Below are 13,606 nucleotides of genomic sequence, written 5' to 3'. Positions count from 1 at the left end.
CGCCGCATCGCCACCAGATATGATCGTCTCGCAATCAATTTCCTCGCAGCCGTCTGCATCGCTGCGCTGGTCAGTTACTGGTTATGAGTCCGGACCCTAGGAGACGTAATTCCACGGCATCGGTCCGGCGACGAGAGCGAAGGATGAATGGCCTCGGCGTCTTCACCGGATTGGACATCTGCGACCAGGCGCTCGAGTTCATGAATACCAACATCGACAAGTCCGGCACTTATTACTACTGGATGTTGCGCGGCGTCGACGATCGCCCCGCCCGCGCCAACCGCATCCGCAAGTCCATCAGTGCGGAGAACACGTTCTCGGTGGACCTCACGACATTCGACGCGATGGCCGCCGAGTTCCAGCCACTGATCGACGAAGCCGGGGGCCACGGCGAGAGCACCGGCAACCGGGAACGGACGGTGACGCTCAAAATCAAGTTCTTCGATTTCGAGATCATCACGCGGAGCCGGTCGGTCCCGACGGTCGTGTCGAGCCGGGACCACTTGGAAACCTTGGCGATAGCCCTGCTGCAGGCCGAGATACCCTTCCTGAAGTCGGTTCCTGCTCGGCTTGTCGCTGTCCTCGCTGCAAACGCTGGGGCACGACTCGATCTGCCCATCTGATGCTGACCAGCCGCCCATTAGTCGGTAAGCGTCTGTGCGACGAAATTTATGTGAACCCCGGCGTATCGCTGGTTCTGCCGCCAGCCTCGACACTGATTTACCCAATCACTTTTTGCGATGCGCGCGTTGAGCTTCTTTCGAACCTTCGTACTCTCTGCAGAGAAATTTAAGCAGACCTCGTACCTATCCGCAGCCAACGAAATCCGAGCCAGGACACGGGCGCGGCAACGCAAACTAGCGCAGCTCCCGCTTTACAGGTCGTGAAACGTTAATACATACGCCATACCACTGCCGGGTCTACGCTCTCGGTAATTATGGCTAGAACATCCAGGCGCTTCGCGGTTAAACTTGGTCGCTGGGGTTGCCGCGTAAAGTGGGCGCAGCGAAACGCGCCGCGATCGGTTCGGATCTTGGGCATCGTCGCGATCGTGTTTGCCTCCTTCGCGATGATCAACCTTATAGTTCAGGTGGTCCGCAAGCCGACTGAGTTGCTCTTCTTCTTCGGCCACAGACTGAGCAAAAACCCCGCCGAGACGTGGCGGCAATACGGGCCTTTGTTTCGAAACTTTGCGACCCGTTCGATCTCGCCAGAATTGTTGGCAGCGCTCGCTCAAGTCGAAAGTTCGGGCAACCCGGTAGACCGGACATACTGGCGTTGGCGGTTCAGTTTCAATCCTTTCAATATCTATCAGCCCGCATCCAGCGCCATCGGCCTGTTCCAAATGACCGATCCTGCCTACGCCGAGGTTGCACATCTCTGCATCCGAGCGAAATCAGTCGAAAATTCTGGTTGCGGCCTGGGCCCCTATCTCCGCGTCATACCCAGCCATGCCGTCGAGTTGGCATCGATATACTTGGACCGAAATGTAGCTGCCGTCCTCACTCGGTCAGGTAGCAAGCCGGCCAACGAGCAACAACGGCAAGATCTTGCCGCCTTTATACATCTCTGCGGCGGAGGTCCCGCGACCGCATACGCGCGCCGTCGTTTCCAAATGAAGGCGACAGAGCGATGCGGCGATCATCTCGTGGCGACATACCTCTCCAGGGTCAATGCGATGAAGCGGCAGTTTCAGCAACTTGCGGCCAACGACAGAGATTAACCGCCAAGTATACATTTTCATGAGCTTGGGGTGTCCAATCTATCGGAAATTCCGATTTTGAGCTGCAGCCTACAGGGCTCGTTGAAGTCAAAGCGATATGCTCCCGGGCGGCTGCCGCTCTTTCAGGTCGGTCTGGATAGACGAAGACGGAGCGCTCCGCCGTAGCGGTGGTGAAGTCCGCTTAGGATGGCGCGTAAACTGATCACACCGGTGCGCTGAACCGGACGAGAAACCGGCGCATCCTTGTTCAGGGATCAATGCGTTCTGACACTATTGTAATAGTAGGCGTAGGATTGCAGGACTCCACGCAGATGCACCTCGCCCAGGACAACGATGTAGTCCACACACTCACGCCGAATCGATCTGATCAGCCGTTCGGCAAAGCCGTTCTGCCAGGGCGAGGCTGGTGCGGTGGGCTTGTCCCGGATGCCCATGGCGCGGCCGCGGCGATAGCACGGGAATCTCCAGCGCATCGTCTCTTCTGTTCGCGACAATTATCGCCGCTATCAGGCAGAAACTCCACTTATCGCTCTCTTCAGATTTGCGGAGCCGGCTCTCTTGCACATGCATGCGACAGATCAGCCGCGACGATTGTTCTTTGGTTTTCGTTTCGCATGCGACGCAGTTGCCAGTTGTGGTTTTCCAGTGTGGGCAGGCTTGTTCCGGTGCTTGTTTTTCTTCTCGAAGTCCGGTGTCCTACCAGATCTCACGCCACTTTCCTTGCGGGATTTGCCGTAGAGCTTCTGTTCTGTCGCGCCATCAGAATTGTCGCTGCGATGCGTGCCGCGATCGATGTCTCCGGATTCGTGCCGAGGCTGATGTGAGCGCCGTTCCGAAGGCGCATGATCCTGGACGGCGTCCGCCATCGGCTCGATGCGGATATTGTCTTCCTTGTCCGGACGCCGGACCTTGGCGGCGAAGGATGCCGCGACTCGCTCGGAAATTTTGAACTCGGTCGTCGTATCCAGAACGCGGATCGTGCCGACGTCCTGCTTCTCGATACCGCCACGGCGGCAAATCATCGGCAGGAGCCAGCGCGCTTCCGCGTTCTTCCTGCGTCCAATGGCGGCGCGGAACCAGACTCCGCCCTCTGTCATCTCGTGACGCGCGGATGATTTTCGTCTCTTTGATCGGGGCTCGGCCGAGCGATCGTCGCCACGCCGTGATCGGATGCCCTTGTCTCGACCGCGATCGTCAGGAGGCCGGCCGGTGCTCGGGCCGGGATCGAGAATGTCTTCCGGCGACGGAAGCCGCGCGCGGTACAGCCGGGCGAGCGCCGCGGCGATATCCTCCGGCGAGCGCTGGGCAAGCAAGGCCTGCGCCAGTATCAAATCGTCGTTCGTCGTCTCCTCGGTCAGCAGCGGATCGCACAGCATACGCTCCTGATCGAGGTTGCGAATTTCCTCGGGCTGGGGAGCCGTGCCCCAGGTGGCATCGATGCCAGCCAAATTCAGCAGCAGTTCAGCGCGCCGCCGTCGCGCCGGCGGCACCAGCAATACGCTGACACCCTTTCGACCGGCCCGGCCGGTACGGCCGGAGCGATGCTGCATGACCTCCGGATCGTTGGGAATATCCGCGTGGATCACGAGATCGAGGTTCGGCAGATCAATGCCGCGCGCGGCCACATCGCTCGCCACGCAGACTCGGGCGCGTCCGTCCCGCAAGGCTTGCAAGGCTTGCGTTCGCTCGTTCTGCGTCAGCTCTCCGGACAGCGCGACCACCGAGAAGCCGCGTTCCAGAAGTGTCGCCTGCAAATGCCGGACAGCATTTCTGGTGTTGCAAAACACCAGCGTACTCGGCGATTCAAAGAATCGCAAGACGTTGACCACCGCGTGGTCGACATCGCTGGCGGCGATTCTGATGGCGCGGTACTCAATATCGGCATGACCGCCCTCGTCGCCAGCAACCTCGATCCGAAAGGACTGTTGCTGATATTGCTTTGCCAGCGCGATGATGCCGCGCGGTAAAGTTGCCGAGAATAACAACGTTCGGCGCGTTTCCGGCGTGGTCTTGAGGATAAATTCGATATCCTCGCGAAAACCGAGATCGAGCATTTCATCGGCCTCGTCGAGCACGACCGCCTTTAGTTCGGAGACGTCGAGACGCCCGCGCCGCAAGTGATCGCACAATCGCCCCGGCGTGCCGACCACGATGTGGGCGCCCTCGGCAAGCTCGCGCTGTTCGCGGCGGGGATCCATGCCGCCGACACACGAGACGACGCGCCCATTAGCGTATTGATAAAGCCATGCGAGTTCGCGATGGACCTGCAAGGCAAGTTCGCGCGTAGGCGCGACGATCAAGGCACGCGGCGCGGCCGCCCGCCCGAACCGCCCGACGTCACCCAGAAGGTTTTTTACAATGGCCAGCCCGTAAGCGATCGTCTTGCCGGATCCAGTTTGCGCCGAAACAAGAAGGTCGCGATCGACAGCCTCGTCTGCAAGCACGGCGATCTGAACAGGGGTCGGCTCACGGTAGCTGCGCTCGGTTAAAGCTCGGGCGAGTGGCGGAGGTGTGGTCGGAAATGGCACGGGATGACAAACCTTGGTTGGCGTTCAGACCCCATCACATCGAATCGAACGGGATTAAGCTGCGTGCTGGCAGATGCACAGCCGCTTATGTGGGGATTTAATTGAGATGGAAGCGCTTTACGCTAAAGAACGACAATAGACCATGGCCCCGGCCTCACGATCGCCAAGGCGTCCAGCACCTTCGGATCCGAGCGATACAAGCCAACGGATGCCAGACGGTCCAGCATCCCGAACGTCGGCCGCTTCGGCGATTTCCGCCGCAACACGTTAAGCTGATGACGCAAAATCGTGTTTTCAGAGACCCGCGACCAGAACGCTCCGACCAACGCCAACCAAATTAGGCTACAGACCTCTCGCATAAGGCAGGAGCATCGCCCGATTTCGATATCAGTTGCCAGCAAGATTGAGTTTCCGACAGGGACATGTAGGTCTTATATCGGCAGACTGTGTTGCCACTTGTAACAAGTGAACACATCTATTGAAGCCGGGGCGCGACCTGAGCGATCCGCGAGCCGCCGCCTGCGACAGCGGCGAGCCGCAGCAGATCGAGGGCCGGTAGCCGCGAGGGCGCTGTCTGAATTTGCTGCACGAGCCTGATCTTCCAGAGCATGCCCCATCCGCCCTATCGCTGAAGATCCCTTTAACGGGCATCCGTCACAGCAGGGCTAGTTCCTCCCCATTGCACGTTCCTACAGTGCCCGTCGTAACGAACGCCGTCTTTAGTCTTCGCGACACGCAATCTGCTCGACCAAGTTGACGACGCTGCGGCGGAGCTTTGGATCAGTGATCCGAGTGAATGCGCGGATCAGGGCTAGTCCCTGAGATGTTGCGACAAAACTGGAAACGTAGTCAGGTGATGGCACCTGGCCGGGATCCTCGGTCGCGGAGATACGCGCGGGGCTACCCTCGAATAGAAAAGAAACCGGAACTCCAAGGATCTCGGAAATGTGCTTGATGCGACTGGCACCGACGCGATTAGTGCCTTTTTCGTACTTCTGAACCTGCTGAAATGTCAGGCCCAAAGCTTCCCCGAGTTGCTCCTGGCTCATGCCGAGCATAATGCGGCGCATGCGCACACGGCTGCCGACATGTTTGTCAATGTAATTGGGCGACTTAGTCGACATATCCTGATCTCTTCGCCGGAAGGCGGCAGCAAGCTGTCGATACAATCAGTTGCAGTTATCGTCAAATTCAACTCGATCGCATGATGAAAATTCGAAGTTAATTCGCTATCGAATGGGATTGCTCGACTTGGTGTTAGTTCCACTTCCCGATCGTCCTGCGACTATGAAATAGGATGGGGGTGCGGCTACGCCGCGACGGGCGCGTGCAACGATAGTGATCCTCGGGATACAAAATCACGTAACGGTCATCGTAGAAGAGCCGCTGCACTAGACGCATCGCGTTGCAGTTCCTCGATCGCGCTCTTACACCTGATACAGCGCGATGGCGGAAAGGCTAGCAGCGTGGTGAGCACCAGTTTGTCGTCCGCGGCCAAGCAATGGATTCCTGCGTTCCAACCGACACCACCAGAGATCTGCGCGGAAACGCTCCAACGATCCTATGCTCTTTTGATCGGCCGATTATCGAAGCGAAGCACGTGCCGGGCTAGAACGCGTCTACGCGTACCATGACGAGGGCCACGTCAATCTTTTGATCGTGACGATCATCGAGTCGGCGGACAACGAAAATGTGCTCGTCACGCCAGTAATCGAGGCCGTGCACCATATGATGACTCGGCAACGCGCGTGGACGGAAACGGGCTCAGAATGGCTCGAGGCATTTGATCATCTGCCGCCGCTGATGACCATTCTCGAGGTCATGCGCGAGCTCGACCTTTTCCTCGAAACATCGCTCGGCAAGTATCTGGGCATGATCCTGGAAAACAAGTTGAGGAAGCATTTCGAACCTGAGCCCATCAGAAGCCGCGGGTCGAGCGAAAGTCTAAGGTCGAAATCGGGATCGCCGAGGGATTGTTCCTCCTCCAGCACAAGGGAGAGCACAAGACGTCTCGCATAACCCAGCTCGCCTTCGACAAGTTCGGACTTAATCCGACCAATTGCGCAAAGGTGATGAACGTTGCCCGGCACTATGGGGATCGCCTTTGGCTGGTGAAAGGCCTCTCTCGTGTTGCGCTATATGAGCTCTCGGCGCCGTCGACCTCGCCGGCCGTTCGTAAGCAATCGAAAATAGGTTGCGCCTTGGAGAGAAGGTCCGGGCGCCAGAGATCAGGCGCTTACGAGCGACCTCGGGTTGAGCTACCTCAAATCGCCATCGCTTCAACGGTTGGAGAATATAATGAGCAAGGCGCCCGACGGCACCATTTGCATTGCCGCGCATGATGCCCCGCTGCGTGCGCGATCTTCAAATTATCCCGAGCCGTACTGGTCGCAGATGGCGAGGCGGCAGAAGACGCCGCTTGGTGATCTGTTCGGAATTCGGAATTTCGGCGTCAACCTGACACGTCTTTTGCCGGGAGGTATGTCTTCGCTGATGCACCGGCACGATAAGCAGGACGCATTCATTTTCATTCTGGAAGGCCAACCCACGCTAGCAACAGATCAGGGGGAGTTCGAGCTCCAGTCAGGCATGTGCGCTGGCTTTCCGGCTAAGGGTTTTGCGCATCATCTGATCAATCGTACGGGATCAGATGTCGTGTATCTGGAGATCGGTGACCGCTCACCTGGGGATTCCGCTACCTATCCAAACGACGATCTTGAAGCAGTGCTGGATTCGACGGGAGCTTGGCAATTCCTGCATAACGATGGAAAGCCCTACACTGAGTGAAGCCAATCTCAGGGCGGCGGAATGGGATGCAACGAACCTGATCGGGCGCGTTATCTCGAGGTTGAATTGTTCCTCGCGGCCGAACGGAGCGTCACAATGAGCATACTTGGAAAGATCATGGGTGCGATCTTTGGCAGCCACGCCGAAGCTGCGACACCGCCATCAAGACCCGAGGCAGGCGAAGGCAATACCACCTCCAACTCAAATCAAGCGACCGCCGACAACGATGTTGACGTCGCCGCCATTCTTGACAAAGCGGTTGCCAAGAAAAAAGAACAGCTGGCGTGGCGGACTTCGATCGTTGACTCATGAAGGCTCTCGACGTCGACTCCCGACTAGAAGCTCGCAAGGAGCTGGCGAAGGATCTGGGCTTTCCCGGCGACATGAATGACTCCGCGATGATGAACATTTGGCTGCATAAGCAAATGATGGCATAGCTGGCGGCTAACGGCGGCAAATTACCGCCTGATCTCACCCGCGCAGCTTAGCGCGGGTTCGCGTCGTTTTCAGTCCAACAGGAGTTCGGCAAGTGGCAATTGGTACTGTGAAGCGGTTCAATGGGCAGAAGGGTTATGGCTTCATCTCGCCCGAGAGCGGCGGTAAGGATGTCTTCGTGCACATCTCGGCAGTCGAGCGGGCAGGCCTTGGCTCACTCAACGAAGGCGGACAAGGTGAGCTACCAGGTCGTGATGAACCGCGGCAAGGAAAGCGCGGAGAACCTACGCGTCGGCGATCCATCGCGCCTGCCGGAGATGACCGGCGGGCTATTATCCCGCAATGCGCGCGGGTCCGTTTACTTCGGTTAGCGATCACCGTTCACTCCGATGGATCGCGTGGATCCACCGGCGGCTGCAATCCAGACGACCGGGACCATGCATCAAACCGGGCCGCCTTTTCCGCCTGCTCGATCTTTTTCAACAGAGCATCACGAGCGGGGCCAGGCTCTAATTTGTCGGCCTGCTCGCGCGTTTTATCAGCCCAGGCTTTAAGACGATTCTGAAGGGTGAGCTGCTTTGAACTACGACGTTCAGCCATCTGCACCTCCACCTCTTAACCCGATGGAAATTCTAGCGCCGAAGAAATCTCCCGGGCGAGCGGTTTCTTGCTGGATGCCACCTATCGGAGGTGCGGTGGATTGTCTCGCTCATCGCAGCTTGGCTGCGAAGCCCGCCTATGGAGCCAAGGCCGACGGATGTCTAAGCTGTACCCTTCAGAGAATCGATCATAGCGCGATGTTCTTTCGCTTCATCGGGGGGCATGTTGTGAAGTTCATCTTCAGAGAAGGCTGGAGCGGCTCGAATGATAAATTCGTCGCCATCAAAACTCCCAGCTATTAGCCGCGATCCATCATCAAACCAGTAGGACGTGAGACCATCGATCGTTTCGGTAGCGATCCGTCCCCAATGACCACGAGCTAATTCTCTCTGAACTGCTTCGATCTCAACTGACCCCGCTGCTTCCTTTTCATTGAGAAAATTTTCCGCCTTCCCCATAGCATTCACTCCGTCATCGAGGCCGTTGCGTCCATGCTAGTCCGAACCGGAGGCCGTGTCAGGTGACCTGAGGTTCTTGTATTTCGGTTCACAGCTAGGAACGCGCGGTTTGCCATGGCGTTGCAGCCGTAAAGGAGCTTCTCCATGTCATGTTCGTCCGCCTGCAAGCTGCTTCTCGTTGCGACCCTGTTATCTCCTGTATCTGCCCTTGCGCAGGGCGGTGGCGGAGGAGGAGGAGGTGGTGGTGGCTCGGCCGGAGGCGGTGCGGCGAGTGGCGCTTCGGGAGCAGCGGGCTCAGGAGCGGGCGCCGGCACGGGCAGTGCTCCAGCTGGAAGGGCCGGCACGACAGGCAACCGGGCTGGTGGCGCAGCGGGAGGCCGCATAGACGGCACCGTTACTCCAGGACCTGCGATGCAGGGGGACGATGTGATTCGCAAGGAAAACACACCGGGTCATTCCAAGGCTGACAAGAAGATCGACAGCATCTGCAGCGGATGCTGACGGTGGCTTGCTGCCGAACCGCGAAATGGATGTGACGTTACGGCTAAGGCTGCGTAGCAACGATCCCGCAGCTTCAGGGTTGGCAGATATGCCCAACCTCTTTATTTGTGCGATCGTTGTCGGCTTGACCGTACTGATCACGCTGCTGGTGTTATGGTTCTTCTATCCAATCGCCATCTGAAAGCTGCGACGAGCGTCAACGCGAGAGCCATTCGTTCTCACGGCGGGCGGAGGCGGGTCTCTTCAGCATCGTTCAGATGATCAATGCGGGCGCGGATATAGGCTTCAACGTCGCTTTCCAACGCGGCCTCAATTCTTCCTTCGAGAAGCCTTGCTCATGTTCCGCCCTGAGCAGGTTGTTCGGCAACTTCCGGATGGCGACCTCTTCTCGGCGCTGGCCTTCTTGCTAGTCCGCGTGAACGCTCACGTCGAGCCAAAATTTCACGAACTCCTTTTGCGGTGGGTTAACGCTCGCGACACTCCCGCCCGGCGGTTTATCTGAACGGCGTTGCCAAGTCCGGCAGATAAGCCAGCAGCGCGACCAAAGAAACAAACCCGACCGCAATGAACAGAAGAGAAAGCTTCTGAGAACCGCTGATGCGCTCCAACTCAGGATTAGGCTGACCTGGCACCGGCTCACCAACAGTTGGACTAGAATCTGACATGGAAGCGCTTCCTGCGTTGGGCGGGAGCACAAGCTCGCGTTCTCATCACCGATAAAAGCCAAGAACCGCGCGGTGACGAGGACTATGGGCTGGCAGGGCCGTTCGTTCCAAAGTTTGTTTTATTCCGACGGCTTTCCGCTTCGCCTTCAAAGATCCGCCGGGATTTTGGTCCGCGCAGGGGCAGCGGCGATCCGTCGCGCTCGAGCTCGGCCATGATCTCCTTCTGGCGAGCTATATTTTTCTCGCCAAGCAGCACATGCTCCTCAGCTTGCGCCAGACGCCGCACTATCATTTCCCGCTCGTCCATGGTGACCAGCTTACATTGAAATCCGGCGTATGACGGGGAAGGAATAGAGATCGGACGCTCATGGACGCGGCAACTTTTCCTTTGCTGTCGCCAAGCTGCGCTGGTCTAGCCGGCTTGCACGGCGTTTTTGGCGGAGCTGAAGTCGACGTTCCGGAAGCTTCACAAAACCTGAAGGCGAAATGTTGCGCGCAAGCAGCGCCGGCCGGTCGCGCGCCGTTGGCTTATCGAAGCCCCAATCGATGCGACTGCTTTATGGTCTGGGTCGAGAAGGTTTTCGTCCTCACGCTGCGGCCGGGAGCTGTCGATGCGAACTCCACACCGAGAGATAGAAAAATCCTCGTGCAATCAACGCCCACGTTGGATTCGAATTGTTCCCGCTACTCCGCGGTATCTCTGCAAAGTGCGGAGGCCTGCATCTCGGAAATCGCGTCAAAATCAACCGCTTACGAAATCCGTACTAAATCCCCGCAGTCCGGAGGTTTGGAGACAAACGGGCCAGGAGAGAGAATTTCGGCGCTCAGCCGACGACCCGTAGTGCGGAGGTTTTTGAGCGAAGGCCCCCGGTTACTGGCGATTTCAGCGTGCTCAAACCGCGCGGAGAAAGTTGACGGCGAGGACACTGGCGGAGAGAGCGGGATTCTAACTCTCGCTACGGTCATCCACACGGACGAGGGTTCGAAGGAGCAATAAGATTGCTCAGAAACCACTGGCATTGCCGGGCGATTGGAGCAGTACTGTCGGCAAGTTGAGTGCCTGCTTCGGCCACTTGATCGTCTGCCCCGCCGGTTCGTTTGCCGTGACGGGGCTTCGGTGGTGGCAGCGATGTTGCTGCAGTCATCGGAGACGTTACATGGCCAAAACACAACCTCGCAAAACTTCATCTCGATCAGCGGCGGCACCCGGGCGCACAAAGTCGGCGCACCGTACGTCGACCAAGGCCGTTGAGGCTGCACCCATCAAGAAGATCAACTCGGCACCAGCCCGATCGTTGGATCAATCGGTGCAGCCTCGCGCCGGCAGCAAGCAAGCCCGGGTCATCGAGATGCTGATGACGCACGAGGGCACAACGATTGGCGACATCATGAAGGCCACGGATTGGCAGCAGCATTCGGTGCGCGGCTTCTTCGCGGGTATCATACGGAAGAAGCTTAAGCTAACGCTGACATCGGAAGCGGCGCAAACCGGTCGGATCTACAAAATAATTGGAAACGCCGCTTCTGCCGCGTCGACTGGATCGAAGCCTGGCAAGGCCGCGGCCTGATGCCATGGCGCGAAGTCCAGGATCGCGAACGCTGGTCGACCGAAGAGGTTTTAGCTTGTCGATGGAGGATGAGATTGCGCATCTGCGCAGTCTCGACCTGATTGGCTTACAGTCCCGGTGGCAGAGTGTGATGGGGCGGCCAGCCCCCGAACATCTGCCCAAGCATTTGCTGTTCGGCATCCTCGCCTACCGCATCCAGGCTGATGCGCTTGGGGATCTCGATGCTGCGACGGTTCAACTTCTGAAGCGTGCGGCTACCGTGCAGTCTTTGGATGAGGTTTTGCCGCTCTTAGCGGCCCAGGATCAGCGCAAGCAAGCGATGGTGCTCGGCACTATTCTCACGCGAGAGTGGAACCGGCAGCTTCACCGGGTGATGGCCGTTGAAGGCGGTTTCGTTTTCGAGGGGAAGACCTTTGACAGCCTGTCGGGGATTGCATTCGCCATTACCGGAACGAATTGGAATGGACCGCGCTTCTTTGGTCTCCGTGACGGAAACAGTAAGGGGGTGCGAACATGAAGCCGGCCGACAACCGGGTCGTCCGGTGCGCGATCTATACGAGGGTATCCACCGATTCCGGCCTTGATCAAGAGTTTAACTCGCTGGATGCGCAGTATGATGCGTCCCAAGCCTATATCCGAAGCCAAGCGCATGCAGGCTGGTCGCTGGTCAAGGGACGATATGATGATGGCGGCTTTTCCGGGGGATCCACCGACCGCCCGGCCTTGCAGCGGTTGCTGGCGGATGTCGCGGCCCGCCGGGTCCACATCATCGTCGTCTACAAGGTGGACCGGCTGACACGTTCTCTGGCTGACTTCGCCAAGCTGGTCGAACTGTTCGATACCCATGGCGTCTCGTTTGTCTCGGTGACCCAGCAGTTCAACACCACCACATCAATGGGTCGCCTGACCCTGAATGTCCTTTTGTCCTTTGCGCAGTTTGAGCGCGAGGTCACCTCTGAGCGCATCCGCGACAAGATCGCGGCCTCTAAACGCAAGGGGCTATGGGTCGGCGGCATGGTTCCGTTAGGTTACATCCTTAAGGATGGTCAGCTTCACATTCACGAGGAAGAGGCCAATATCGTTCGGCTGATCTTTCAGCGCTATCTGGAACTCGGCAGCGTCAACCGTCTCGTCAAGGACCTAAAGGAGCGAGGCTTTAAGTCCAAGATCCGGCAGCTGGCATCAGGCGGAACGCGAGGAGGTGTGCCGTTCACGCAGGGGCCGTTGTTTTACATGCTGCGGAACCGCTTTTATCTCGGCGAAGTCAAGTTTAAGGGCGAGATCCTCCCAGGACCTCAGCCTGCTTTGCTCGACCGCACACTATTTGAGGCTGTTCAGCAAAGGCTGACTGAACAATGGTCACATCGCACGACGACACGTATTCGAACCCGTGCCCTCCTTGCAGGACTGCTGTTTGATGACGCAGGTCATCGCATGATCTTGACCTACGCTAGTCGGGATCGCGTTCGACATCGCTATTACGTCTCTGCGCCCTGCATTCGGGGTCGCACGGATGAGCCGGTTGGCTCTGTCACCCGCGTGCCTGCGTCAGAGATCGAAGCCACGATCTCCAAAGCGGTCATGGCCAACACGGACATAGATGAATCGCCTTCGAACGAAACGTTGTCTCGAGAGACGATTGAGCGGTTTGTCACCCGGATTGAGGTTCGCAAGAAGCAGTTGGCGATCACTCTCAGGTCTGACGGAAACAACAATCAAGAAATCCACAGCCACCACGATCCCGATCCGGCTGAACACCGAGCTCTCACCTCGCGCACCATCGTCGTGCCTTGGAAGAAGCCGTCAAGGCCCGCCCGCGAGATCTTGCTGCCGGCGAATACGCCAGAGCATCGCGCCCGGGCCATGAAGGCCGAACGTCGGTCTGCTCTCATCCGAGCGATCGGCCGCGGCCGACTTTGGCTTCAGGAAGTCGTCGACGGCCGCGAGACGATCGAAAGCCTTGCCGTCCGCCAACATTGCAGCACGCGGCATATCACTTTGACCCTCTCCCTCGCCTTCCTTGCCCCAACACTTGTGTCAGCAGCCGTTGAAGGACGGCTCCCCCGCGGAATCGGTGTCGCTGCCCTCCGCGATGCGCCGGCTGAATGGTTACAGCAGATGACGCGCCTCGGCTTGGCACCGGCCGATGCTCCCGGTTCGACCACGCGATAACCGCGTCTCATTTCGTCCCTCCTGGTCTACGCAGGGATCGGCTGTCATTCGGCATGCAAAATTGACCCCGTAAGCCGGGGGATCGGCGTCCAAAATTGACCCCCTACAGGTTGGCTGTTGCGCTGCCTGCTTTGTCATGAAGCAGGTGGTCGGGGATGCTGATCGTGGA

General features: G+C 58.2%; 16 protein-coding genes and 4 pseudogenes. 12 read left to right on the top strand and 8 right to left on the bottom strand.

Features of this window, described 5'->3' with window-relative positions; all coding sequences use genetic code 11:
* The 3 genes and pseudogenes from B2M20_RS18935 to B2M20_RS04740 form a co-directional block, all read left to right on the top strand.
* Positions 1 to 87 (top strand): annotated as a pseudogene (locus tag B2M20_RS18935) (IS5/IS1182 family transposase); the annotation flags it as partial.
* A 22-nt stretch (positions 88 to 109) separates the two neighbouring features.
* A pseudogene (locus B2M20_RS04745) lies at positions 110 to 651 on the top strand (DinB/UmuC family translesion DNA polymerase); the annotation flags it as partial.
* Positions 652 to 937: 286 nt separating this feature from the next.
* Entirely contained in the window at positions 938 to 1,723 is a 786-nt protein-coding gene (locus B2M20_RS04740; protein ID WP_079445938.1) for a lysozyme family protein, read from the top strand.
* Positions 1,724 to 1,977: 254 nt separating this feature from the next.
* Here B2M20_RS04740 and B2M20_RS04735 read toward each other — a convergent pair whose 3' ends face one another.
* The 4 genes from B2M20_RS04735 to B2M20_RS04720 form a co-directional block, all read right to left on the bottom strand.
* Positions 1,978 to 2,196 carry a transposase gene (locus B2M20_RS04735; RefSeq protein WP_244553425.1) on the bottom strand — a complete coding sequence of 73 codons (219 nt, stop codon included), beginning with the start codon at positions 2,194 to 2,196 and terminating at the stop codon, positions 1,978 to 1,980.
* Positions 2,197 to 2,301: 105 nt separating this feature from the next.
* Complete coding sequence (locus B2M20_RS04730) at positions 2,302 to 4,251, bottom strand: DEAD/DEAH box helicase (protein WP_079445937.1); 1,950 nt, start codon at positions 4,249 to 4,251, stop codon at positions 2,302 to 2,304.
* 475 nt (positions 4,252 to 4,726) lie between these two features.
* Positions 4,727 to 4,861 (bottom strand): hypothetical protein, encoded by a 135-nt coding sequence (locus tag B2M20_RS20525; RefSeq protein WP_274533939.1) that lies wholly within the window; start codon positions 4,859 to 4,861, stop codon positions 4,727 to 4,729.
* A gap of 109 nt (positions 4,862 to 4,970) precedes the next feature.
* Positions 4,971 to 5,375: a helix-turn-helix domain-containing protein gene (locus B2M20_RS04720; protein ID WP_079445935.1), complete on the bottom strand. Its 405-nt coding sequence runs from the start codon at positions 5,373 to 5,375 to the stop codon at positions 4,971 to 4,973.
* A gap of 529 nt (positions 5,376 to 5,904) precedes the next feature.
* On the opposite strand from B2M20_RS04720, the gene B2M20_RS04715 reads away from it, so the two are divergent.
* The 4 genes and pseudogenes from B2M20_RS04715 to B2M20_RS20120 form a co-directional block, all read left to right on the top strand.
* Positions 5,905 to 6,270: a hypothetical protein gene (locus tag B2M20_RS04715; RefSeq protein WP_079445933.1), complete on the top strand. Its 366-nt coding sequence runs from the start codon at positions 5,905 to 5,907 to the stop codon at positions 6,268 to 6,270.
* Between the two features lie 279 nt (positions 6,271 to 6,549).
* On the top strand, positions 6,550 to 7,038 hold the full coding sequence (locus tag B2M20_RS04710) for a cupin domain-containing protein (RefSeq protein ID WP_079445932.1): 489 nt from the start codon (positions 6,550 to 6,552) through the stop codon (positions 7,036 to 7,038).
* Positions 7,039 to 7,134: 96 nt separating this feature from the next.
* A pseudogene (locus B2M20_RS04705) lies at positions 7,135 to 7,475 on the top strand (DUF3597 domain-containing protein).
* A 92-nt stretch (positions 7,476 to 7,567) separates the two neighbouring features.
* Positions 7,568 to 7,769 (top strand): annotated as a pseudogene (locus B2M20_RS20120) (cold-shock protein); the annotation flags it as partial.
* Positions 7,770 to 7,854: 85 nt separating this feature from the next.
* Here the strand turns inward: B2M20_RS20120 and B2M20_RS04695 are convergent.
* Together B2M20_RS04695 and B2M20_RS04690 are read right to left on the bottom strand one after the other, a co-directional pair.
* Positions 7,855 to 8,073: a hypothetical protein gene (locus B2M20_RS04695; RefSeq protein ID WP_079445939.1), complete on the bottom strand. Its 219-nt coding sequence runs from the start codon at positions 8,071 to 8,073 to the stop codon at positions 7,855 to 7,857.
* Positions 8,074 to 8,234: 161 nt separating this feature from the next.
* Positions 8,235 to 8,531, bottom strand: a complete 297-nt coding sequence (locus B2M20_RS04690; protein ID WP_079445931.1) for a hypothetical protein — start codon at positions 8,529 to 8,531, stop codon at positions 8,235 to 8,237.
* A gap of 144 nt (positions 8,532 to 8,675) precedes the next feature.
* Between B2M20_RS04690 and B2M20_RS18930 the strand changes: the two genes are divergently transcribed.
* Positions 8,676 to 9,032 carry a hypothetical protein gene (locus B2M20_RS18930; protein ID WP_079445930.1) on the top strand — a complete coding sequence of 119 codons (357 nt, stop codon included), beginning with the start codon at positions 8,676 to 8,678 and terminating at the stop codon, positions 9,030 to 9,032.
* 7 nt (positions 9,033 to 9,039) lie between these two features.
* Positions 9,040 to 9,213, top strand: coding sequence for a hypothetical protein (locus B2M20_RS19425; protein ID WP_158081500.1), 174 nt, complete (start codon positions 9,040 to 9,042; stop codon positions 9,211 to 9,213).
* A 313-nt stretch (positions 9,214 to 9,526) separates the two neighbouring features.
* Here the strand turns inward: B2M20_RS19425 and B2M20_RS19420 are convergent, their stop codons facing one another.
* Together B2M20_RS19420 and B2M20_RS04680 are read right to left on the bottom strand one after the other, a co-directional pair.
* Positions 9,527 to 9,697, bottom strand: coding sequence for a hypothetical protein (locus tag B2M20_RS19420; RefSeq protein ID WP_158081499.1), 171 nt, complete (start codon positions 9,695 to 9,697; stop codon positions 9,527 to 9,529).
* 82 nt (positions 9,698 to 9,779) lie between these two features.
* Positions 9,780 to 10,004 carry a hypothetical protein gene (locus B2M20_RS04680; RefSeq protein WP_079445929.1) on the bottom strand — a complete coding sequence of 75 codons (225 nt, stop codon included), beginning with the start codon at positions 10,002 to 10,004 and terminating at the stop codon, positions 9,780 to 9,782.
* Between the two features lie 1,000 nt (positions 10,005 to 11,004).
* On the opposite strand from B2M20_RS04680, the gene B2M20_RS20115 reads away from it, so the two are divergent.
* The 3 genes from B2M20_RS20115 (at position 11,005) to B2M20_RS04665 (ending at position 13,437) form a co-directional block, all read left to right on the top strand.
* Entirely contained in the window at positions 11,005 to 11,265 is a 261-nt protein-coding gene (locus B2M20_RS20115; RefSeq protein ID WP_244553424.1) for a DUF3489 domain-containing protein, read from the top strand.
* A gap of 61 nt (positions 11,266 to 11,326) precedes the next feature.
* A complete protein-coding gene (locus B2M20_RS04670; RefSeq protein ID WP_087881110.1) occupies positions 11,327 to 11,782 on the top strand; it encodes a DUF2924 domain-containing protein in 456 nt (151 codons plus the stop codon).
* Positions 11,779 to 13,437 (top strand): recombinase family protein, encoded by a 1,659-nt coding sequence (locus B2M20_RS04665; protein ID WP_079445925.1) that lies wholly within the window; start codon positions 11,779 to 11,781, stop codon positions 13,435 to 13,437. Before B2M20_RS04670 ends, B2M20_RS04665 begins: the two co-directional genes overlap by 4 nt.
* Positions 13,438 to 13,606: the final 169 nt, after the last annotated feature.

The organism is Nitrobacter vulgaris (genome assembly GCF_002028545.1).
GTDB lineage: Bacteria > Pseudomonadota > Alphaproteobacteria > Rhizobiales > Xanthobacteraceae > Nitrobacter > Nitrobacter vulgaris.
This window is presented reverse-complemented; position numbering and strand designations above follow the sequence as displayed.